General features: G+C 45.8%; 27 protein-coding genes. 9 read left to right on the forward strand and 18 right to left on the reverse strand.

Annotated features, from left to right (window positions below):
* Positions 1 to 147 precede the first annotated feature (147 nt).
* The 5 genes from AC3RPL_RS26240 to AC3RPL_RS26260 all read left to right on the forward strand — a co-directional run bounded on the left by AC3RPL_RS26240 (position 148) and on the right by AC3RPL_RS26260 (position 2,800).
* The gene (locus AC3RPL_RS26240; protein ID WP_490742158.1) at positions 148 to 900 is read left to right on the forward strand and encodes a tyrosine-type recombinase/integrase; all 753 of its coding nucleotides are present in this window, start codon (positions 148 to 150) and stop codon (positions 898 to 900) included.
* 127 nt (positions 901 to 1,027) lie between these two features.
* Entirely contained in the window at positions 1,028 to 1,693 is a 666-nt protein-coding gene (locus AC3RPL_RS26245; RefSeq protein ID WP_476408766.1) for a division plane positioning ATPase MipZ, read from the forward strand.
* 38 nt (positions 1,694 to 1,731) lie between these two features.
* Positions 1,732 to 2,052 (forward strand): hypothetical protein, encoded by a 321-nt coding sequence (locus AC3RPL_RS26250; RefSeq protein ID WP_006122554.1) that lies wholly within the window; start codon positions 1,732 to 1,734, stop codon positions 2,050 to 2,052.
* Positions 2,053 to 2,139: 87 nt separating this feature from the next.
* Entirely contained in the window at positions 2,140 to 2,301 is a 162-nt protein-coding gene (locus AC3RPL_RS26255; protein WP_490742159.1) for a hypothetical protein, read from the forward strand.
* 226 nt (positions 2,302 to 2,527) lie between these two features.
* Entirely contained in the window at positions 2,528 to 2,800 is a 273-nt protein-coding gene (locus AC3RPL_RS26260; protein ID WP_490742160.1) for an arylsulfatase regulator, read from the forward strand.
* Between the two features lie 924 nt (positions 2,801 to 3,724).
* Here AC3RPL_RS26260 and repA read toward each other — a convergent pair.
* The 4 genes from repA to AC3RPL_RS26280 form a co-directional block, all read right to left on the reverse strand.
* A complete protein-coding gene (gene repA / locus AC3RPL_RS26265) occupies positions 3,725 to 4,609 on the reverse strand; it encodes a plasmid replication initiator RepA (RefSeq protein ID WP_490742161.1) in 885 nt (294 codons plus the stop codon).
* Between the two features lie 376 nt (positions 4,610 to 4,985).
* The gene (locus AC3RPL_RS26270; protein WP_490742162.1) at positions 4,986 to 5,195 is read right to left on the reverse strand and encodes a type II toxin-antitoxin system Phd/YefM family antitoxin; all 210 of its coding nucleotides are present in this window, start codon (positions 5,193 to 5,195) and stop codon (positions 4,986 to 4,988) included.
* Positions 5,196 to 5,286: 91 nt separating this feature from the next.
* Positions 5,287 to 8,010, reverse strand: a complete 2,724-nt coding sequence (locus AC3RPL_RS26275) for an LPD7 domain-containing protein (protein WP_490742163.1) — start codon at positions 8,008 to 8,010, stop codon at positions 5,287 to 5,289.
* Complete coding sequence (locus AC3RPL_RS26280; protein WP_137273499.1) at positions 8,000 to 8,341, reverse strand: plasmid mobilization protein; 342 nt, start codon at positions 8,339 to 8,341, stop codon at positions 8,000 to 8,002. The genes AC3RPL_RS26275 and AC3RPL_RS26280 overlap by 11 nt, the downstream gene beginning before the upstream one ends.
* A 309-nt stretch (positions 8,342 to 8,650) precedes the next feature.
* On the opposite strand from AC3RPL_RS26280, the gene AC3RPL_RS26285 reads away from it, so the two are divergent.
* The 4 genes from AC3RPL_RS26285 to AC3RPL_RS26300 are packed head-to-tail and all read left to right on the forward strand — an operon-like array spanning position 8,651 to position 10,228.
* Positions 8,651 to 9,028, forward strand: a complete 378-nt coding sequence (locus AC3RPL_RS26285) for a hypothetical protein (protein ID WP_490742164.1) — start codon at positions 8,651 to 8,653, stop codon at positions 9,026 to 9,028.
* Positions 9,009 to 9,491, forward strand: a complete 483-nt coding sequence (stbB, locus tag AC3RPL_RS26290; protein WP_490742165.1) for a StbB family protein — start codon at positions 9,009 to 9,011, stop codon at positions 9,489 to 9,491. The genes AC3RPL_RS26285 and stbB overlap by 20 nt, the downstream gene beginning before the upstream one ends.
* Entirely contained in the window at positions 9,430 to 9,711 is a 282-nt protein-coding gene (locus AC3RPL_RS26295; RefSeq protein WP_490742166.1) for a hypothetical protein, read from the forward strand. The genes stbB and AC3RPL_RS26295 overlap by 62 nt, the downstream gene beginning before the upstream one ends.
* Before the next feature lie 16 nt (positions 9,712 to 9,727).
* Entirely contained in the window at positions 9,728 to 10,228 is a 501-nt protein-coding gene (locus tag AC3RPL_RS26300; protein ID WP_490742167.1) for a hypothetical protein, read from the forward strand.
* Between the two features lie 639 nt (positions 10,229 to 10,867).
* On the opposite strand, the gene AC3RPL_RS26305 is transcribed toward AC3RPL_RS26300, so the two are convergent.
* From AC3RPL_RS26305 to AC3RPL_RS26370, 14 genes are all read right to left on the reverse strand, one after another.
* Positions 10,868 to 11,047, reverse strand: a complete 180-nt coding sequence (locus AC3RPL_RS26305; protein ID WP_490742208.1) for a DUF7706 family protein — start codon at positions 11,045 to 11,047, stop codon at positions 10,868 to 10,870.
* Positions 11,048 to 11,083: 36 nt separating this feature from the next.
* The gene (locus tag AC3RPL_RS26310; RefSeq protein ID WP_490742168.1) at positions 11,084 to 11,401 is read right to left on the reverse strand and encodes a CcdB family protein; all 318 of its coding nucleotides are present in this window, start codon (positions 11,399 to 11,401) and stop codon (positions 11,084 to 11,086) included.
* Positions 11,401 to 11,646 (reverse strand): type II toxin-antitoxin system CcdA family antitoxin, encoded by a 246-nt coding sequence (locus AC3RPL_RS26315; RefSeq protein ID WP_490742169.1) that lies wholly within the window; start codon positions 11,644 to 11,646, stop codon positions 11,401 to 11,403. The genes AC3RPL_RS26310 and AC3RPL_RS26315 overlap by 1 nt, the downstream gene beginning before the upstream one ends.
* 300 nt (positions 11,647 to 11,946) lie before the next feature.
* Entirely contained in the window at positions 11,947 to 12,123 is a 177-nt protein-coding gene (locus tag AC3RPL_RS26320; protein ID WP_006122538.1) for a hypothetical protein, read from the reverse strand.
* Positions 12,124 to 12,196: 73 nt separating this feature from the next.
* Positions 12,197 to 12,415 (reverse strand): hypothetical protein, encoded by a 219-nt coding sequence (locus tag AC3RPL_RS26325; RefSeq protein WP_490742171.1) that lies wholly within the window; start codon positions 12,413 to 12,415, stop codon positions 12,197 to 12,199.
* Positions 12,416 to 12,954: 539 nt separating this feature from the next.
* Positions 12,955 to 13,458: a hypothetical protein gene (locus AC3RPL_RS26330; RefSeq protein WP_490742172.1), complete on the reverse strand. Its 504-nt coding sequence runs from the start codon at positions 13,456 to 13,458 to the stop codon at positions 12,955 to 12,957.
* Positions 13,442 to 13,738, reverse strand: coding sequence for a hypothetical protein (locus AC3RPL_RS26335; protein ID WP_490742173.1), 297 nt, complete (start codon positions 13,736 to 13,738; stop codon positions 13,442 to 13,444). The genes AC3RPL_RS26330 and AC3RPL_RS26335 overlap by 17 nt, the downstream gene beginning before the upstream one ends.
* Before the next feature lie 65 nt (positions 13,739 to 13,803).
* Entirely contained in the window at positions 13,804 to 14,373 is a 570-nt protein-coding gene (locus tag AC3RPL_RS26340) for a hypothetical protein (protein ID WP_490742174.1), read from the reverse strand.
* 52 nt (positions 14,374 to 14,425) lie between these two features.
* The gene (locus AC3RPL_RS26345) at positions 14,426 to 14,950 is read right to left on the reverse strand and encodes a J domain-containing protein (RefSeq protein WP_490742175.1); all 525 of its coding nucleotides are present in this window, start codon (positions 14,948 to 14,950) and stop codon (positions 14,426 to 14,428) included.
* A 415-nt stretch (positions 14,951 to 15,365) separates the two neighbouring features.
* Positions 15,366 to 17,705, reverse strand: coding sequence for a type IA DNA topoisomerase (locus AC3RPL_RS26350; protein WP_490742176.1), 2,340 nt, complete (start codon positions 17,703 to 17,705; stop codon positions 15,366 to 15,368).
* Between the two features lie 9 nt (positions 17,706 to 17,714).
* Entirely contained in the window at positions 17,715 to 18,044 is a 330-nt protein-coding gene (locus tag AC3RPL_RS26355) for a hypothetical protein (RefSeq protein ID WP_490742177.1), read from the reverse strand.
* Between the two features lie 4 nt (positions 18,045 to 18,048).
* Entirely contained in the window at positions 18,049 to 18,624 is a 576-nt protein-coding gene (locus tag AC3RPL_RS26360; protein ID WP_490742178.1) for a DNA topoisomerase III, read from the reverse strand.
* A 258-nt stretch (positions 18,625 to 18,882) separates the two neighbouring features.
* On the reverse strand, positions 18,883 to 19,098 hold the full coding sequence (locus AC3RPL_RS26365) for a hypothetical protein (RefSeq protein ID WP_490742179.1): 216 nt from the start codon (positions 19,096 to 19,098) through the stop codon (positions 18,883 to 18,885).
* Positions 19,099 to 19,101: 3 nt separating this feature from the next.
* Positions 19,102 to 19,476 (reverse strand): hypothetical protein, encoded by a 375-nt coding sequence (locus tag AC3RPL_RS26370; RefSeq protein WP_490742180.1) that lies wholly within the window; start codon positions 19,474 to 19,476, stop codon positions 19,102 to 19,104.
* Positions 19,477 to 19,485: the final 9 nt, after the last annotated feature.

Genomic DNA, 19,485 nt, shown 5'->3' on the forward strand with positions numbered 1-19,485 from the left:
GGTAATCTGCTTTTATCCCGAAAATGGAAGTTTCCCCGAATACCCGATCATCTTTAAGCCGGGTTTTTCTCCGCGACTCTCCCGGCCCCCTCCCCTATCATTACGTTACTGTTTTCACGTAATGCCAGAGCGCGGAGATTTAAAAAATTGAGCAGTCACCCTACCGCAATTTCGCAGATTTCACACAGCACTGTCTGCCGCATCGCCACGCCCCGGATTGATTTTGAGCTGGCGCTCGCCGTTCGCCAGCTGGCGAGCCGACAGGCCGGGAAACCGAAATACCTGCTGGAGCCGGAAATTACCGTCCTGCTGGCACAGGGATTTACCGATCTGCGTAAGCGGATGTTCTTTGATCTGCTGTGGAATACCGGCGCGAGGCTGAGTGAGGCGCTGGCCCTCACCCCGGAGGATGTTCACACCGGGGAGCGCTGGCCGTCGCGCCCGTTCGTGTCGCTCATGACGCTCAAGCAGCAGGGCAAGCCGGGGCGACCACCAAAGGACACGCTGCGCGACGTACCTCTGTTTGACGAGGGATTCACGCTGCGGCTGCGCGATCACCTGGACACGTTCTGTAGGTTCAGGACAAAACGCATATGGCCTGTAACAGACGACACGATCCGTAACTGGCTCCGTGACGCTGTAACGCGCTGTGAGCGTGAGGGTGTGCGGTTCTCAATCCCCGTCACTCCGCATACCTTCCGGCACAGCTTCTCCATGCATCTGCTCTGGTGCGGTATTGAGGCACTGACGCTGAAGAAACTGCTGGGACACCGGGATTTCAAGAGCACACAAATCTATCTTGACGTACTGGCTCTGGAAGCAGAGGTAGCCGGACGCTACGCCGTGCGGTTCGGCATGGATCGGGAGGAAGCGGCGGCGCTGCTGAACACAAAAAAATAATCGTGTGTAACGTTATACACTATTTACAACTATGAGAATAATGAGCTATAACTGTACCAGACGGGGTGCGAAAGAATTCGCACAGATGATAACGGTGTATAATGTTATACATTATTAGTGAGGCACTATGATTATTCTCGTTGGCAGTCATAAAGGCGGAGTGGGTAAATCCACCATCTATATTCATATCCTGATGTGTCTGATCCTGAAGAGCGGTAAACGTGTTGCTGCGCTTGAGTGCGACGACCAGCACAGCGTGAAAGACTGGCTGGACGAGCGCCGCTCACAGGGAACCGTTCCGGATGTGGACTACTATGAGTGCTATCACGATATCCCGGCAATGGCGCGTAAGCTGGACAAAAAATATGACTTCGTGCTGCTTGATGCTCCGGGACGCCGTTCACCAGAGTTCAGCAAATGCCTGGCCGTGGCCGATTTGTTTATCTCGCTCCTTGACCCCTCCTCCCAGATTGAGATCAATACGCTGGGCCTGGTTGTCGCCGATGTTCGCCAGTACCAGGCATCGGTAAACAAAACGCTGAAAGCCGTGCTGGTCATGAACCGCTGCGATACTCACCCGGCAGATGAAGACGCCTCCAATTTCAGGCGGGACATCGAGGCCGATCAGGAGAACTGGCTTCCGGTAGCCCGGCAGCGGCTCTACCTGCGCAAGCCGTACAAACGGGCCTACAACGAGGGATTATCGGTACATGAATATAATGACCGTCGCGGGAATCTGGCGCGGGGTGAGATTGAGCTGCTGCTTCGTGAGCTGGAACTGTTAGCCGCATAATTAAATAGTGTATATCGTTATACACTATAAGGGGAGTTATGAGTAAACGTACCACAAAACTGAAAATCAGCCCGGCACTGCAAAATATCGACGAGAATAAAACGCTGCGGGAGCTGGTCAGCGAAACCAGCCATCGTCCGGCATCGGGCAGTGTGATCACAAGGGTGAATTTTCCGCTACTGGAAGAGGACATAGCCAGGCTTGACCAGTACAGCGAAGAAAATCACGCCATGCGTATCAGCGTTGTCCGGGCGGGGCTTAAGGCACTGGATATGATGGGGGAGGAACAGCGGGCAGATCTGATCCGTGAAGCAGAGTTTAACCGGCCAAGAACCGGGCGAAAGCCTGTAAAAAAATAACGATGTATAACGTTGCACATCATAAAGAGGAAAACTGACACGCCATCTAAAACAATGTGTAACGTTATACACTAAACAGGAAGCTGTATGTCGTCAAATAAAAAAGAAATGATGAAAATACTGTTACTGGCTCTGGCGGTAGGCTGGGTTGTCCTGATGGTTGATAAAATGGCTCAAGGTGAACCATTTTGCGATATGCCGCAACAAGGCTCATTCCTTGCGTTGATTTGCCACTCCAGTCAGGGGTAAGTTTGGAGATCGAAAATTTTTGTACGTTAGTCTGGCAAATACCTTTCAGCAATAAAGTTGTATAACGTTATACACCAATATAGATAAATCATAATTCTCGGACCATCAATTCAAATATTATTTTAGTGTATAACGTTATACATCAAATGCACAGGCCGCTTTCGCGGCTTTTATTTTATCTCAGCCAGGGTAGACTTTATCCGGTAAAATTTCTGGAGATCCAAGAGTGATTACGTTAAGCGCAGAACAACGTCAGCTGGCTAAGTTAATCCATGACTATGCCAATAGCTTTCCTGTATCAGTTATCGGTGACGAACAGCTGTTACACGGGTGCTACGATTATATGGATGCTTTCAAACAAGTAATGGACAGCTCATCCAAGATCCAGATGGACTACATCTGTCAGCAGTACAGTGGATTTTTACGTTTTGCCCGGATAATGGAACTGATAGCCCAGGGGATCGCTGACGGTATAGTTAAAGTTCCGAAAGACCATTGACAGATTAGGTTCTGCGCCGGAACCGCCGACATTTCCGAAACTCACGATTTTATCAACCGACACTTTTTGCTGTCAGAATTAAACTGGCCATCCCATCCGGACTGGAAGAAACGACAGCAAAATCAGGTTGCCGGCCGCAGCTGAAGCTCAAAAAATGCTGGCATCTTTGTTTTTCATGCGCGTAGCGCATAGAAGGCGGCACACCGAACCTGAAATAAGGTACAGGATGCAAACCGCCGGGCCTTGCTTCCCTGAACGGGGATAATGCACCCACTACCACCGTATCTGACCAGAGCCACGGCAGCACGTCCACGCACGCTGCTGTGTGGTCACTGCCCCAACCCCCTCCCTGCAAAGCCATAACGGGCTTAGAGCGATGTTTACCGCTGAGTTAAGGCCGAAGCCCCGGTGAGCGGTCAGAATGGCGCTTTGCGACGTTCTGAGCGTGATTTCCGGGGTCTTAACGGCTGTGACCAGCGGGAGCAGACGTTTAGAGGCTTAATTGCACATTTCGGGTCTGTTTTTGCCCGCTTTAGCGGGTGCTAACTTTGAGCGTAGCGATTTCCGAACCGACGCGAGCGCAGCTCGCTGTAAGGGCGGGCATTATAAGCTGTCCACAGGACAGCCGCCGAATAAGTTATTTACTTTAAAAGAAATAGGGATCTTAAAGGATTTTTAAAAGACTAGTGGCAGTTTGTAGACACTTCGGATAGCACTGACTGAAGATCGCCTCTTGCAGTTAAATGTGTATAACGATAAATCGACATCAAAGGCAGAGATATTTTGACCATTTCAGCGACAACCAGCGCTAAAAATTGCTGAGGTGACTGGAGTATGGGCGAAGGGGTGAGCGTTATTTAAGCAGTTAGAGGGTAGGGGCGAGCCAATACCTCCGAAACAAATCGGAGTACAAAAACAAGGGAGCTAGCTGGGCGATAGCCGGGAAGTATACCGTCGCGATTTGACCATGCGCATCCTGACGCGCTCGGCAATCAGCTCCTTGATGCTGGAGAATGTGAGACTCATGTGTTTGCCCTGACGGATTTCGCGGTTAACCTGAGCGCGAACGGATTGTTCTACTTCCTTCCGTGAGCGCTCGGCGTCACGTAAGGCGCGGGTGCGTTCTTCACCCTCGGCCTTACGTTTCAGGCGGTTCTCTTTAAAGCGGGAGTGGAACTTTCTCCAGCCCTGGCTAATCAGATCTCCGATATCGAGGCGAGAGTGGCCGCGCCGTTCGCGCTGCTTGTTCTTCCACTCGGCACGGCCATTGCGGGCAGCAGCTACCGCTTCAGGGGATACGTCCAGCGCCTCAAAAAAAGCTCCGGTAAACGTGATGTCAGTCGGCATGTAACAGCCGATCTCCGGATCAAACGTTTTTTCGGAGTAAGTGACCAGACCGAAATCTTCGGCCAGCGAGCGCAGCGCACGGGTAGCACGGGTAATAGAGAGTCCACTTTTCTTTGTTTCCGTCGCAAGACCGCACTCCATCGCAATTGTCGTTAACGATGCATTAACACGGTTTATAAGCGGATCGTAGTGGTAGCAGATACCCTGTAGCAACGCCTCGATAGCCCGTAGTCGTAGAACTGGCGGCATACGGAAGCGCTTACCCTGCGAACGGGCAAATGCTACATGGAGAGTAAAGTCGTAACGTCTGGTGAAACCCTCAGCCTTAGCCATGAGCTTCTTGTTAAACGGTAGTGTCGCTTTCTCCTCATTGCTGCCTTTTCTCTTCGGCGCAACGAACTTAGGGAAAGGATTTTTGACTTGTCGGTACGCTGTAAGCGCTAGTGTTTTCGCACTATTCACACCCGTCCGCACTTATGCCGGTGCAAAGGGGTTGTATGTGATTATACATTTGCTATAATCCTTCACAGGCACGCCGCCTGCTTTTGGCCCCCTGATTATCTTCGTCCCGGCAAGTTCGAGAGATATTCGGGGGGTTTTTGCATTCAGGGGTTAGGCATTTGCCTGTTCCCCCATCCCTAGACGCTATTACCGGGAACGTCCCACCCGTAAGAATTCGTAAACCAGCGTAATCTAGCACGATCCATCAAGCGGATCAATTCAGCTGTGATAAGGCTGTACTTCTAACTACTTGTTTTAACGCTATTAGTCTCACTTTTAATGAGGTTCATGATCGTTAAACATAATGAAAGGATCAACCAAAGATCCTTTTCTTCAATCAGTTACTAACTGCTTTAAGCTTACTTTTTGCGTCTTCAAGCTCTTGCAGCAACTCGCCATATTCCTTTGCTGGGATGCAGTAAAATGCTGGTTCGTTGTAGCTCATAATCGCCAGAGGCTCTCCATTCCCTGAGTTTACGCACTCTATCGGGTTTTTTCTGAACTCCGAGACACTGACTACTCTGCGGCTAAGGATGATTTGAGGCATATTTACACTCCTCCGCGATACGTCTCATTGTCACAGAATAGAACATGAGTATGGCCGCAATCAAGTACAAACTTGAGAACAACGATCAAACTCACAAAAAAGGCCAGGCAACGACCCGGCCTAAAATCAATGTATTATCGCGGTTTAAGAGGATAAGATCCGGATCGTTAACAACCCTGTTTTGACGGGCAACATCACTCAATTTCGGGTTCTTTGGTTGCGGTCCATCAAGACGGGTAGCCTCCCAGACGTTCTTAACAGCTTCACGAGTGGAAAACTTGCCCTGCTCATCCCGGACCCTGACCTGAACAGGTTTTGACTCTTTCAGATCCAGAGCGATTTCCTGACCTCTCCGGAATCCCTTGAGGGCATCTTTCAGGCCAACCCCCCACTGTGTCGATTCCTGGCCTTCTTTATCTTTTAGAACAATATAGTAACTGTCGCTGTTACCTTCCTTATGAAGGTATGGCGCGGCTCCGTGCTTAACAATTTTACCTTCAAGATGATTAACCGAACGGTATAACGGCTCATCATCAATATTCCCTGAACCAGCTTGCGCGGACTGCTCTTCTTCCTTAGCAACCGCGATATTTTCCCGGCTGACAGTGCGTTCAGCACCACCAATGGTAAATGCAGTGTCACTGCTGCGGGATTGCTGTTCTCTCGCTTTCAGCAGCTCTGCGCGACGAAGTTCAAGGGCTTCATTCATTCTTTTATCAGTAAAATGGATATCCAGCCCTTTTTCAGCGACAACGTTTACAACCATGTCTTTAAACTTCTGCGAACCTTTGATATTGAGAGTGCTGCCGAACCGTCCTTGAGCCAGCTCCAGCGCTACGGCCACACTGTCACTGCTCAGGCCATTTTTCCGCATTGTAATCAGCTTGCCTGTATCGACAAACAATGTTTTATCACTGGTTTTGTCGAGATAATGAACATGACCTTTGCGGGTTCGCTTTGTATATAAGTTGCTGGCGTCGAGCTGCTTTTCAACAGCTTTCCTCGACTCTTCCGCAACTTTCGAGTAGTTAACAGGATTACGCAGTTTATCGATCACTCGCGCAAAACGGCCTTTTGTATCCTGTTTTTCTTCCAGCTCCGGACCGCTGATAGTAAACCCAGCGGGTTTATTACCATCATTCCTGAGCATATCCCGTATTTCTTTACTCCCCATGTTATATTCCTCATTTTTATTCAAGACGGCATCTTTCCTTTTCAGTCGCTCAAAATGCATGACTGAAATCAGTTGGTTTTTCTCTTCATAGCTGAATCGTTTATCGCCAAGTACCTCCCTTCGGATGTCATAGAAGTCACGATCTATTGTTTTGAGTAGCTTGCTGACGTTTTGGCTAACTGGTTGCTCACTTATGCGGCGGATAAGCCAGGCCGACAGGGAAGATGTATTTACGTTTGCATTAATAGATTTCTGAAAGGGAACAACCGCTTGCTTGCCAGTAATAGAACCTGCCGGGAAAAGGGCATCGCCTCTCCGTTTAATGTCAATCAACGTAGGGATACGGTTCTTCAGACGTGGAATTACAGGGTAGGGCGTCTGTAACTTCCGGATTATTCTTCTTCCTCCTCTTCTGTCTGATAGAGTGCGTCGCAATCCAGAATTTCCGTGGGTTTGCTGGTCTGCCATGTGTAAACGTGCATCACCCGACAATACGCCTTTATTTCTTTTCCCTCTCCATGCACCTGCCACATCGCCATTGGACAGGTCTTGCAAGCTATGGGTAAATGAGGAAGTACTTCCTCTTTCAGCTTGAGCAAAACCTCGCTGACTATTTCCCTTCCATTCACCTCGTATGCCATTAGAACCTCTATTTTCTTCGTAAAATTTATTTACACAGCCATTTAACAAGTCTGATTTAGTTTTATCATCGGATTCATAGTATTTATGCCTGAACCTTTCCGAAGATATTTTATCAATATATTTAATTTCAGCAGACCGTCGCTCCCATTCAGAAAATCGCCTATTGATAATATTTTGTTCAAGCGGGGGCAGGGCAGTCTTTCTGTTTACAATAAACTCATCACTGAAAATCGTTTCTTTCAGATTGGTAAATTTCTTATCACCATCGAGTTTAACCGCAATATATTCATTTTCCTTGCCAGCATTTCTTATTCTCGCTTCACCATATTCAGCGACCAAATCATAAAATGATTGACGTGTCCTTATCCCTTTATCGTGAATCTGCTGAAGTATTTTAAATTTAAATTCTTTATTCTTAGCTCGGAATTCATCCCCTTTATAACGAGATAACATGTCCGCATATCCTGTAGGTGTCAAACGCATGTTTTCTCGCGGGGATTCCAGAATATATTTTTGGTTTATGAACTCCTGAAAAGCCTCAAGGTATTTTTCATTTTGCTTATAACTTCCTACAGGATTCATTTCATTACCGGAAAGTAAATTCTTTCTGGGTATAACAATATGAATATGTGGTTTTCTATCAACCGATTCACCAGTCTTACGGTCTTTCATTGTTTTAATTTTTGGAATGTGTGCTTCAGCATAGAAGTTATATTCTTCAGATGTATACGACTTCATCAGGAATGATTTAAATTCCCGTGTGATTTCGGATAATTTCCCCTCATCAATCTGTTCTTCCTTAAAAGACAGAGTAAAGGTCAGATAACGATCTTGTCCTTTATCTGGAATGCTTTTATAAATCATTTCGGTTAGATCGAGATTACCATCAAGAATGATACGTTCATCAAGTTCATCGCGTGTAAACTCTCGACCAGACTTTTGACCTTCCTCCAGATATTCTTTTACTCCGGAATTATACCCTTTACATCTAATCAGCATCTTCCACCGCCTTTTTCATAAGCGCTTCGATATTGAGGAGGGCATTCAAAAACAAAGTATACTTCCTGTCAGATATAGTACCATTTTTATGAGCAACATTAACCTTTAACGCAAGTTGATTTATATTATTGCTGGACTTATTAAAGAGGTATAATAATTGGCGGGTATCTTTTACCTCAATGTTTATTGAGCCTTGTTTATCCAATACCAGCTTTCTGAAAAATGCTGAACGGCTGAGTTGGGATTCTTTTATTTGCTTTTCAAATGGCGAAAACTCGTCAGGAGTAATACGCAACGAAACAACAATTTCTTTCTTCTGTTTAGCAGCCATAGTGACCTACCTGAACTGGTGACGATGTTCCCGCCATGCGGGGTTTCAAAGGGGTATCCCCTTTGGCACGCGACTGTATGCAAAGGCCGCCAGGCATTTGTATACAGTCGGTAACGTGCCTCTGTTGTAGAACTGAGGTTTCACTGAATTGCACAGAGTTGCATTAAATTTCACAAAAACCGTTGACAGTTGCACTGCATTGCATTAGATTGCATTGCAAGGTTAAGTTGTTGCATTAGCTTGCACTACATTGCATTAAGTGCAGATAACCGATTAAAATGGAGCCATTCTCAACACATGGGGTAGAACATGTCAGACTGGCGTAAACAACCTAGACAGGGGAGAAGTCAATTCCTGCCACGGCTGGACGAGATCAAAAGTCGTCTTTCACTTGGCGAAACTCAGAAAATGATTTTTGAGTCGTACCCTGATTTAGAAATGAGTTACCCGCAGTTCACCCGGTATGTAAAAAAATACTGCCTCAGTGAAATAGAACGGGTAACGAAAGTACCACCAGTGAACAAAGCCGAACCTGAGCAAACGAAATCAAGTGATGGACGAGCGGTAGAACAGCCGAGAAAGGCGATCAGAAATCCAGGCGACCTGAAGAAACTTAGATCGCAATCCATCGACTTAGAAGAACTTCAAAATTCAGCAGGAGAAGAAGATGAAAGTAGCAATTCTTAACTATACTGGCACCGTTGGAAAAACAACCGTGGCAGCGCATCTGTTATCACCACGCATGAATGGCGCTACCATTTTCGCCATTGAATCCATCAATGAAACAGCCGAAGGCTTGGGGATTGATGTTGAAAAAATGAACGGCGACAAATTCCGTGAACTGTTCAAGAAAATAATGTTAGAAGACGACGCAATAATTGATATTGGTGCATCAAACATTGAAGACTTCATGAATAACATGATTAAATTTGATGATTCCCATGAGGAATTTGATTATTTCGTTATCCCCGTAACATCTGGAACCAAAGAGCAAAAAGAAACAATTCAAATGCTGGATACGCTCGCAAGTATTGGTATCCCTGCTGATAAAGTGAAAGTGGTCTTTAATCGCGTTGATGTGGATGTTGATGATGAATTTCCATTCATCATTGCACGCCATAAAAAAAGAAAAATCGTTTTCTTTAAATAAAGAGTGTGCGATTTATGAAAATGAAATCTTTGATGCTTTATCTATTAAGGGTCTGACCGTCGATGCTCTGCTTGCAGATAGCACAGATTATAAAGCGCTCCTTAAAAATAAAGAGGCCAGCGCGAAAGACAGAAACGCATGGGCTGATATGTTTGGCCTCAAATCACTTGCTAAAGGCGTAAAGCGCAACCTTGACGATGTTTACGCCAACCTCTTTTAGTCTTTAAGGAGTATTCATGCAGGATGAAATCAGAGCACCTAAAACGGCGCGTGATGCTCTCCTGATTGAGCTGATAGGTGATTTAGGCGTACTTCACGACAATATAAAATCACTTCCAGAAGCTATCAATCAGGCAACAGCAGGTTCAATCGAAACTATTGCTAATGCAGTCGAAGAGGCGGAGAAAACCGCCTCAAAACTGAGTGAAAGCATTGAGCAAAAAAAAGAGGCGGTTTTAGTTGATCTGAAAAATTCAGTAAAACAAACTCTGGATGAACACGCTGTTAGTGTATTTTCCGAACTTGAAGATAAGGTTAACGGGTTACAAAAGAGAATTGCAAATTTCGAGCTAGCCGACCCAAAAAGCAGAAGACTAAATATTATTCTCGCATGTACACTTGCCTTTTCCCTATTATTGTCAGGTTCTGCTATATTTGCTGTCTATAGCGCGGCAAAATCTACAATATCCGATCTCAACATGATCATTAGTTCGCAAGAAAAATCCCCCTCAAAATAACCACCATAGCGGGCATTACGCCCGCTAAATTCATCGCTTCATTTATAACTCAATAAGTCTCTAAACGTCAGTTCCCGCTGGTCACAGCCGTTAAGACCCCGGAAATCACGCTCAGAACGTCGAAAAGCGCCGTCCTGACCGCTCACCGGGGCTTCGGCCTTAACTCAGCAGTAACATCGCTGTAAGCCCGTTATGGCTTTGCAGGGAGGAGGGGCGTATCTGCTCACTTTCAGTGATCGTAACCGGCTGCGCCGGGTTCAGGCGCGGTTTTCACAACAGAGCACTATTTCAGAGCCGTTCCGCGCCTCCATGCGCTAAGCGCATCACCGGACAGGCTGCGCACTGCTCGCCAGTCTTACGGCCAACCATCACAGCCACACCCGGAGTGCCAGTAATACCGATCCTAGCACCATGCATCGAGGACGGATTTCTCCAGCATTTTACGCGCAGCAGCTGCGGCGGACCATAAAATATCACAGATTTTTTGCAGCCTAACGGATGACTAACGCCCCATTCGGGGCGAAGCTCAGGAGGGTAAACTTGGATTATTAACTACGGTCAATTGTACATCATTTCAGCGTGAACAGGCGAACCATACTAACTTCGAAAGCAGCTTTTCACTGTTTTTTCCCTTCTCAGTTATCTGGGGCTAATCCCGGACTCAGCCAGCTCGCGCATAACAGCATTTACGCCATCCATCATCAGATACGCTTCATCTTCTGAGGTGGAACGTTCAGCGCAATCCTGATGCGTTGTACGCTTGCAGAACTGCGCCAGCGCCCATGCTACATTCTGGTCTAGTTCTAACGTTAATGTAATTTTTTATCTGAGCACATATAATTATTCCTCTTTATTTTAAATACCTAAAATCATCATATCAATTGCAGAAACCAGTTGATCACGTAAATGTGAAGCATCCATAACCGCATCTTCAGCTTTCAGGTTTTTTACATCCGTTGTCGTTATCATGGTAGCTAGCACTACATAATCGACCTGTTCGATTGTAATAACCGGCGTTAACGCTTTTACCTGTGAATTAGAGTTAGCCTTCGGTGTTAAAGGCATAACCAGGCGAGTATTAAGATGTGCAAGCATATCTGCCTGCACATCAATAAAGTACGGGTACGCCTGTTTGTTCCGGGATTTATTTTTGTAAACTGCAAACTGTTTCACTAAATCACCCCGAAATTTTCATCATCTGAAAAAAGCCCGGTCTCTTCTACAAAGCTGTTTAACGCCTCGATACCAACCCGGTTTTCTGCGATCCAGCGTTCACGCTTGCGTTCCTTGACGGCCACTTCCAGCGCCTGGTTAGATATCGCAGAAACGTTTAAGTCCAGCTCTTTGGCCTCTTCAAGCAAACCAGCATTTAAGTACACGTTAGTACTGCGTTTTTTTTCAGCTACGTTGGTTCTCATTACAACCTCCTGCACATAAATTATGTGCATAATTATAGCGCACAAAAACAGAACAACCAATGCCGTAGTAGACGGGATTTCTCCCGCCAGTTTAGTTAGTGCGCATACCCTCTAAGGTGCTCTAACCACCATCGTAACTCATCCCATTCATGAGCTTTCATCGCAGGGATCTTTACCTCCCAGCCCTTTACAAGTGCATCTGCGATGTTTACAATTTTGTTCATTGACATAATGATTACTCCAATAATTACTTTGTCATGCGGTATCAGGTTGTTAGCGCAACCTGATACCACCCCAAGATTAATCTTTCATAAAACTTTTTAGAATTTCCTCCTTTGCTTTTTCTTGTTCGCTTGGTGAATAAGCGAAGTTATACCAGCCTTTAATATTTGCGATAATTTGTTTGTCATTACAGCCACATCGTTCAATCCAGAACTTGACATTACGTTTTAAAGAAGCAATTGCTGTTAATTCCATCTTTTATCTCTCAGATTTGATATTAATTAAAATTAACCAGAGGCTTATTAGGGGGATTACTCCCCCTATATATTTAACAGGAAAAATGCTTAATTACGTGGAGCAGCTCAGCAGTATCTTTAGCTAAATAATATGTAGGATCAGATGCTGCGTTATCCATCAAATCATTAAATTTGAGAGTCAATTCGACACCTTTAGCATAAAGGTCGAGTTTGGTGATTTTTCCGGTCTGGAAGTGAGTGATAGCTATATGTGCTTCTTTTTTAACGTCTGCGATTTTTTGGATTTTCATTTGTAGCTCCTGGCCGTTCGGCCTTCAGGGAAAGCACCGCGCCTTCCATGTAAACAATATTACACGTTATAACGTGTTTTATCAAGATGAAATTCATCAAAAAAACTCTTTTTTTATGCCCGCAGGGCATGGGAGGCACGGAGTGCCGGAGACCCCCCGCAGCGCTACGGCGCGAGGACTTAGACGGCATTACGGCTTCAGCCGTAATAAATCCCTCTCACTACTAAGCCGGTTTTTGGTCGTTCCGGCAGCACCGGGGCTTCATTGCGTCCGGCCCGCCCGGCTGAGCGGGCTGTGTGGCGCTTCAGCGACGCACAGGACGTGATTTGTCCGGGTGTTGGGGAAAGGGGACGCGGGCGGCCCCTTGAGCCTACAGGCGCGGTTCTGTGAACTTACAGGTTGGTCTTTGCTATCTGACACTAGCGATAGCCCGAAACCGTGAACGGATTCGGCGTAGCTTGCCTGATAGCAAATGCCATCAGGTTAGCGAAGTGTGGCAAACGACCCGGCCTGTGAGCGGGGAGCCGAAGGGAGCCTGATTAACAGGTTTTTTTAGCCAGTTCAGCCCGCAATTTGCTGTTATCGGACTCCAGATAAGTGATTCGATTTCTGGCCTTTTCCAGTTCTTTAGATAATACAGCCACCGGAGACAAGTCACCTTGCCCGTTATCCATATCAGCTACAAAATCCTCCCTAAACGCCAGGATTGCCGCATCAAGAGCATTTTCCAGCTCAACCACTTTTGATGGAAGCTGTATACGCTCAGTCAGGCATTGCGCCAACTCCACAGCTATTTTTGCTGCCTCCTGAGCGGGAGTCTTCGCATCATCAATGCGTGGCAATAACTGGTAGTCAGGATGCTCATTCAGCAACAGCAAAAGCATATATGTTTCACTGACTGATACGCGATTAGTATTCTGCTCTTTATCCTGCCAGGAGCGCAGAGACAGACCGAACAACGCAGCCATTTCTTTTTGTGTGCGGTTCAGAAACACCCGCGTACGCTGTGCCAGTTCACCCCTGTAATCAGCTTTCAGATCCATGTTCCTGAGACTCCTCTAGAAAACGAATAAATTCACGTGTCAGTTTTGGTAACGGAAAGTCGCTTACCCGGATAAAGTCGCCAACGTTAAGGTAAAACTCCTGATTAAGTACCTCGATACGCTCTTCTTTCGCCCCGGATGCCCGTTCTGCTTTCGTCGGGTTCGTCCGATCAAGCACCAGATATTGAAGCCGATACTTGATACCGTCACTTTGTACCGCCAGTGACTGAGAAATCCGGGCCGTTTCGCCCCGACGCCTCGCAAAAAACAAATCTTTCATGCTCCTATGCTCCTGAAGCAGAGCACCCAAACAGTGGGCCGCGGGGCATCCCCCACGGCTCACTGTCAGCGCCCCAGTGTTGATAAAAATCCAATCACTTTGATTAGCTGGTCTTTGCTGAGATCGCCCAGTTTAAGCCGATACGCTTTACCGTACATCTCACACACATCACCCGAAATCCCTCCAGGCGTTTTGATATGACACAGCACATCATAGTAACCACCATAGTTTTGTACCTCGACCAGCTGCCCGACCAGGTTGATTAAAATCCGCCGATCATCCTGAATCTTTTGTGCTCCGGCTCGGTCAGCTTCGAAATACGCGATTTGCTTTTCTGCATCAGGTAAGATCTTACGGCGTATATCCTGAGCAATTCCCCAGGGGTCGCGCATTGGGGATACTGTGCAAGCTGAGTAACCGCCAGAACTACGCGCAGACCGAGACCGGACGCCGCCAGTTAAATGAATCCGGTCTTTTTCAATACGTGCAAAGATGGAATAATGCCGAAAGGCTGGATTGACTAGGTTTATCCGGTATGCATCTTCTGTACGTCTGTCTATCTTCCAACCATCGCCCAGGAACGTACAAACCCGGTTAAAAACAGCTTCATAGCGTGAAAAAAATGTTTTTTCCATATCATCCCCCTGCAACGTCAAAAGAAGGGGGCTTACATGCCCCCTGCGGCAATCAGGCGCGGCGTTCTACCGATTTACGTCCATCGGCCTTACGCTGGCCGTAAGTGCCATACATTTCACGGATTTCATCCATTGAATGCTCTTTACGATTGCGGCTGGATTTATGTTCCTCCGGGCGATAAAACCATTGTTTTTTCTGCGACGCCCATTTACACCCTAACGCTTTTAATGCTTCTTTATGCGTCTTGGTATCGCCAGAGATCCAAACCCAATTACCAATAACCTCAAAAATAATATCTGGAAGATTATTTAATTCTGTTAATACTTGCTCTAACTCCTCGCCATAGTCATAACGTGCATTATCATCAGTTGACTGGTATTGATTAACCTTTTCGAAATTAGCCATCAAAAAATCAAATGCCGAATTAATTGCTTTCATGATTTCCGCAGCAATCGGATTATCTTTATTCCGATCAGGATGATGTTTCAGTGAGGCCTTTTTGTAGGCTTTCTTAATTTCTTCTTTGGTTAATTCACCGGATAAACCAAATACATTTAATGCTTCCTGAATATTCATTTAAAACTCCTGGCCGTTCGGCCTTTAGGGAAAGCACCGCGCTTTCCATACAAATAATATTACACGTTATAACGTGTTTTTACAAGATAAAATTCATCAAAAAATGTTTTTTTATGCCCGTAGGGCATGGGAGGCACGGAGTGCCGGAGACTCCCGCAGCGCTACGGCGCGAGGACTTAAACAGCATTACGGCTTCAGCCGTAATAAATCCCTCTCACTGCTAAGCCCAACATCTACGGAATTAAACGCCGCACAGCTGCCCATTTAAGCCTGTCCCGGTGAGCGGGCTTTCCGGCGCATGGCGACGGGAAGCGCGTGATTTCCGGGCGCGTGGTGCGTCAGCTTGCTGACGTGCCCGCGTGGCTGTTCCTCCAACTCGAAAAAAAAGGCTTCCTGAAGGAAGCCTTTTTAATAATTATTTTTTCCTGAACTCAAAACCAAGTTTGCCTGTAGATTTATCCTGTAAGGTAACTACAGCGTCAAATTTTTTCCCGGCTTTGCTGGTAAACCCTTTAATCTCACTGGATTTGCCTTTTTTTATCACCGTTTCTACCTGACTTTGTGTCAATTTCTTGCCGGAAAACTCAGACCAGATTTTGAACTCACAACCGGTACAGAAAAATCCTTTTGGCCGGATCAGGATTTCTTTGCTGCATGAAGGGCAGGGGACATTGAGCCGGGATATAGAACCTTCAACCCTAGATTTTGCGTCCATATCCGGCCTGCCGTCTTTGTCAGGGAACGTTGTCTTACATTCAGGGTAGCAGGAACATCCCCAGAAAAAGCCATTCTGCCCCTTACGCTTACGCAAAAAACCGTTGTTACAGACAGGGCAGGGGGTGCCATTAGCAGAAATGTTAATCCCATTTTTACCCAGATCACTAATTAATCCGCTGATGTACTTATCGGTTTCATTAACAAAATCTTCAACGGTCATTTCTCCGGCTTTAATCTGAGCCTGTTTTTCGGCCCATTGTGCAGAGATATCCGGTTTAATAACCTCATGGGGAAGGGCGGCGCAAAATTCCTGCCCCTGTTTCGTGGTTTTCCAGACAAGCTCTGAATAACCTTTCTCTTTTTCGATGGAAATCAGCCCAGCATTTGCTGCCAGCTTTTCCAGAATCCCCGCTCTCGTTGCTTCTGTACCAATACTACCACGGTCTTCGCTGCCCTCGTCTTTGGCCTCCAGCGCTTTACGCAACACCGGATCATCAATAAATTTCGCGGCGCGGGTCATTGCCGCCAGTAGCGTTGATTCAGTGAAATACTTCGGCGGTAAAGCTGGTTTTATATCGACGGAACCGGACTCACACAGGCCAGTGTCACTAAATTTCAGCGAGGATAAATCAAATCCGGCCTGTTCGGTGTCGTCGGTGACTTCATCATCGCTTTTTTCCGCGCTCCCCAGTGCTTCCCAGCCTTTCTGAACCGTGACACTCTGCGTGGCGGTAAAGGTATCCCCTTTGATATCAAAATGTACCTTCGTTTTGTTACGGATGGCATCAGGCCAGAACAGGCCAATATAGTGCGTGGCAACCAGACGGTATACGTTCTTTTCCTTCTCGCTTAACTGAACACCGGCTCCGCTTTTCGTGGTCGGTACGATAGCGTGATGAGCTTCAATCTTACTTGCGTTAAAGGCTTTGTGCTTCAGTTCCTTATTCATTTCTGTGGTCGCAGTCGTCAGTTCCGGCAACGTTGCGCTGATAGCAATGGCGATATCACCCGCCTGATAATAATGCTCGTCGGACAGGTAACGGTTATCTGTGCGTGGATAGGTCAGCAACTTATGTGTTTCATACAGGCCCTGCATGATATCGAGCGTTTCTTTGGCCTTGTAGCCGTAACGTTTCGCACAAATCTGTTGCAGGGTGGAAAGGTTAAGCGGCATCGGGGGTTTTGTATTTTCCGGCTTGGTGGTGGCAATCGTCACGATGGCCTCTTTGCCTGTGATACGTTCCGCAATATGTTTCGCCTGGGCTTCTGAAATCAGACGGTTTTTGTCGTCGATCTGATCGCTTTCAGTTGTCTGATATTTCGCTTTTACCTGATTTCCGTTCATCGAAAGTGAGGCAAAAACATCATAGTAAAAACTCTCACTATGATTCTGGTTTGCCAGCGTGCGCATATTCACCAGGCCGAGAACGGCGCTCTGCACCCGCCCCACGTTAAGAACGCCCTCATAACCTTTCTCACGGCCTTTCAACGTACAGCCCCGCGTCAGCTTATAGCCAAAGCTCTGATCACACAGTGAGCGAGCCAGAGCACTATTTGTCATGCCACTGAACTTGTCGCCAGGCTTCATAAGCTGCATATTCGCAAGCGCTTTTTGTACTGGTGCAGGGTTAAGATCAGAAATGAGCAAACGCTCAACAGGTTTTTTATTCCCGGCATGACCCAGGATTTCATCAACCAGTAAACACCCCTCATCATCAGGATCGCCAGCATGTACAATACTGTCAGCCTTATCAATAAGAGAAATGATAATGCCTGTTTGTGCCTCAGATTCAGGCTTTATTTTATAGGTTGGCGGATATACTGTTTTCATTTCTTCTAAATCACTGAAGCGCCATACCGCAAATTTAGGGTCGTAGTCCTGCGGGTCGGACAACTCCAGCATATGACCATAACACCAAGTAACAATATCGGAACCATGTTCAAAGTAACCGTTTTTCTTTTCTATATTAGGATTGCCGCCTAACCCTTCAAAAATCGCTTTAGCTAATGACGGTTTTTCTGCAATAAAAAGCCTCATAAGTATTCCTTAAATTAATTCTGACGCATTAATTTCATGATGAACCAGTTCACCACCCAGCAAAACAAACAAATAAGAGAACGTTTTACCTTTATCAGCCAGCCATTCTTTATAAGCTGAAAGGACAAGCTGCCAGTCGGCTGTACCATAATGAGATTCGATAACCCCTGTCTGACAACGGCGATTTTCATCATATTTTTCACCAGAAAACACCATTCCCTCCCCTGAAATAGCAAGGTAGTGACCGCTGTCATGCTCTGGAAATGGCGGAGTATCAACCTCCATTGTTCTGTAATCGACAACAGTCGTGCCGATAATGATCGTTGTGATAGTCGTCATTCATTTATCCTTTGCATCGAATTAATTTGTTAGCGCAGCGAATAGCTCTTTCTTCTGAAATTAATCGTTTCCAGTTGTCTTCATTGATCGGCTCCTTAAATCTCATTTCCACTCCGTTAAAAGCAAAAATGCCTTCCCGGTTGAGGATATTGGTTGCGACATCCCATTCTGTCACCCGCAAAAATGCCGTTACCGCGAAACCTGATTTCGCTGCAATTTTGGAAACAATACATTCATCCGATTTAATTAACGCAGCAAAGGGAATGATTTTTTGATGCCCAATGGAGATAACAGAAAATGGAAAGATTGAATAAAATGCAATCTGGTGACAGTACTGACCATAGTCATCAATAGCGGCCAACCAAAAATTCTCCATTGAATTTAACTTTCTATCAATGTTTTCATCTGGCATTTCAGGGTTTAACAAATACCCCCCGTAACATAAATAATAAGGGTGTTCAGATTCGCAAAAATCCGATAGTTCTTCAATCGGCTTATCTTTCCAGTCTTTCAACAAACTAAACTCATTGGCATCAAGTAGAAACTTTCGATTTCCAACATCAAACAGTGCATATTGCATAATATTATCCCTCGACTTCTTTTAGCCACTTTCTACATATTCGTGTTTACATGCCTGATATGCTCTACAGAACCCAAAACCTCCAGGCTATCAGGGGCAACTTTGCGCCAGTGATTTTTTTGTACAGAACCATAGCTCCTGTCCCAGCGATGCAACCTCTTACCGTCCTGGAGAATACACACCATCCGGTTTTCTGGTGTGCGTAATGACTTCATCACTTTGACCAAATCATTGTCGGGATTAAATTCAATCAGGGATTCACATCCGTGATTTGATACCACGAGGATTTTTATTGTCATAACCATGTCCAAGAACACTCATGTAATTAATTCGCAAATACTCACTCCATGCATACTGAGTATTTTTATCAATGTATTTACCCTGTTTATCCTTCTCCAGACTCCGGTTGCAAAAAGCACTTAGCGACTTTTCAAAATCTGTGGCAAGTATTTTATGATCGGGAAAAGTTGTCATCACTCACTCCTTCACTAAAAGCGGGAAACTGATTCGTACATCGCTGACATCGTTATCGAACCATATTTCAAAGAAGTCATGCGTTTGTTCGTAAAAACCATTATCCAAATAGAATCTTTCAGCCTGTTCTTTTTCTTTTGTGAAAGCATGTTGCATAAACGTAATGATTTGTACATTACCCGGATCAACAAATCCCATCACATACTGTCTACCTTCTCGCTGAAAAGAGTTTTGCCAGTCTTGAGAATCGGTAAAAAACTTTTCAAGAATAGCCAAGTCGGATTTACCTGTAAAAAACAAGCCAGACAATGAGCCGTAATCACCAACATGCAAATCAACGTAACAATCATGAGTAAAATCAATACTACTGAAATCCATAACAGTCAC

It is taken from the genome of Erwinia papayae, from assembly GCF_058241465.1.

What these genes read in the sequence shown, in the direction of transcription:
- AC3RPL_RS26245 (WP_476408766.1), top strand. Translation starts at nt 1,028, where the DNA reads ATGATTATTCTCGTTGGCAGTCATAAAGGCGGAGTGGGTAAATCCACC.
- AC3RPL_RS26300 (WP_490742167.1), top strand. Translation starts at nt 9,728, where the DNA reads ATGCAGGATGAAATCAGAGCACCTAAAACGGCGCGTGATGCTCTCCTG.
- AC3RPL_RS26325 (WP_490742171.1), bottom strand. Translation starts at nt 12,415, where the DNA reads ATGAAAATCCAAAAAATCGCAGACGTTAAAAAAGAAGCACATATAGCT.
- AC3RPL_RS26360 (WP_490742178.1), bottom strand. Translation starts at nt 18,624, where the DNA reads ATGCAATATGCACTGTTTGATGTTGGAAATCGAAAGTTTCTACTTGAT.
- AC3RPL_RS26270 (WP_490742162.1), bottom strand. Translation starts at nt 5,195, where the DNA reads ATGCCTCAAATCATCCTTAGCCGCAGAGTAGTCAGTGTCTCGGAGTTC.
- AC3RPL_RS26295 (WP_490742166.1), top strand. Translation starts at nt 9,430, where the DNA reads ATGATGAATTTCCATTCATCATTGCACGCCATAAAAAAAGAAAAATCG.
- AC3RPL_RS26275 (WP_490742163.1), bottom strand. Translation starts at nt 8,010, where the DNA reads ATGCTGATTAGATGTAAAGGGTATAATTCCGGAGTAAAAGAATATCTG.
- stbB (WP_490742165.1), top strand. Translation starts at nt 9,009, where the DNA reads ATGAAAGTAGCAATTCTTAACTATACTGGCACCGTTGGAAAAACAACC.
- AC3RPL_RS26250 (WP_006122554.1), top strand. Translation starts at nt 1,732, where the DNA reads ATGAGTAAACGTACCACAAAACTGAAAATCAGCCCGGCACTGCAAAAT.
- AC3RPL_RS26355 (WP_490742177.1), bottom strand. Translation starts at nt 18,044, where the DNA reads ATGACGACTATCACAACGATCATTATCGGCACGACTGTTGTCGATTAC.
- AC3RPL_RS26285 (WP_490742164.1), top strand. Translation starts at nt 8,651, where the DNA reads ATGTCAGACTGGCGTAAACAACCTAGACAGGGGAGAAGTCAATTCCTG.
- AC3RPL_RS26365 (WP_490742179.1), bottom strand. Translation starts at nt 19,098, where the DNA reads ATGACAACTTTTCCCGATCATAAAATACTTGCCACAGATTTTGAAAAG.
- AC3RPL_RS26350 (WP_490742176.1), bottom strand. Translation starts at nt 17,705, where the DNA reads ATGAGGCTTTTTATTGCAGAAAAACCGTCATTAGCTAAAGCGATTTTT.
- AC3RPL_RS26315 (WP_490742169.1), bottom strand. Translation starts at nt 11,646, where the DNA reads ATGAGAACCAACGTAGCTGAAAAAAAACGCAGTACTAACGTGTACTTA.
- AC3RPL_RS26320 (WP_006122538.1), bottom strand. Translation starts at nt 12,123, where the DNA reads ATGGAATTAACAGCAATTGCTTCTTTAAAACGTAATGTCAAGTTCTGG.
- AC3RPL_RS26345 (WP_490742175.1), bottom strand. Translation starts at nt 14,950, where the DNA reads ATGAATATTCAGGAAGCATTAAATGTATTTGGTTTATCCGGTGAATTA.
- AC3RPL_RS26330 (WP_490742172.1), bottom strand. Translation starts at nt 13,458, where the DNA reads ATGGATCTGAAAGCTGATTACAGGGGTGAACTGGCACAGCGTACGCGG.
- AC3RPL_RS26370 (WP_490742180.1), bottom strand. Translation starts at nt 19,476, where the DNA reads ATGGATTTCAGTAGTATTGATTTTACTCATGATTGTTACGTTGATTTG.
- AC3RPL_RS26340 (WP_490742174.1), bottom strand. Translation starts at nt 14,373, where the DNA reads ATGGAAAAAACATTTTTTTCACGCTATGAAGCTGTTTTTAACCGGGTT.
- AC3RPL_RS26280 (WP_137273499.1), bottom strand. Translation starts at nt 8,341, where the DNA reads ATGGCTGCTAAACAGAAGAAAGAAATTGTTGTTTCGTTGCGTATTACT.
- AC3RPL_RS26335 (WP_490742173.1), bottom strand. Translation starts at nt 13,738, where the DNA reads ATGAAAGATTTGTTTTTTGCGAGGCGTCGGGGCGAAACGGCCCGGATT.
- AC3RPL_RS26255 (WP_490742159.1), top strand. Translation starts at nt 2,140, where the DNA reads ATGTCGTCAAATAAAAAAGAAATGATGAAAATACTGTTACTGGCTCTG.